The organism is Sporosarcina sp. P29 (assembly GCF_002743265.1).
In the GTDB taxonomy this organism is placed as follows: Bacteria; Bacillota; Bacilli; order Bacillales_A; family Planococcaceae; genus Sporosarcina.
In genome coordinates, this window is record NZ_PDYX01000119.1 from 1 (window position 1) to 392 (window position 392).

Annotated in this window: 1 protein-coding gene; it reads right to left on the reverse strand. The window is 39.8% G+C overall.

Annotation, left to right across the window (positions count from 1 at the left end; all coding sequences use genetic code 11):
- On the reverse strand, positions 1–373 hold a 373-nt coding region (gene thpR, locus CSV68_RS16830), incomplete at its 3' end, for an RNA 2',3'-cyclic phosphodiesterase (protein ID WP_158233542.1).
- Positions 374–392: the final 19 nt, after the last annotated feature.

Here is a 392-nt window from a genome sequence, read left to right on the forward strand (position 1 = left end):
AGCGAGTGTCTTTTTCCAATTCAAGAATCTTTTCTGTACGTCTAGCGATTTGCTTTTGTAGTTCATATAAAGCTTCGGAACCTTGAACTGCTAGAAAAACAACACGCGGTCCGCTTGAAGATCCGAAAAATGATAAGCCTTTTACGTACACCGTGAATTCTGTATGCGATTTAGCGATTTTCTGAAGAGAAGATTTCAGCCAGGGAAGTTTGGCGTCATCAAGCTCTCCTATATAGCGCATGGTCAAATGCAAATCCTTATCGTGTGGAATTACTTTGTATTTCTCATTCAATTGATATTCTTTTCGAAATTGCTGGGCTATGTCATCGACAGGATGAGCAATAGAGATGCCGATAAAGTAATGTTGTACCAATTCCAGCTCACCTCCTATT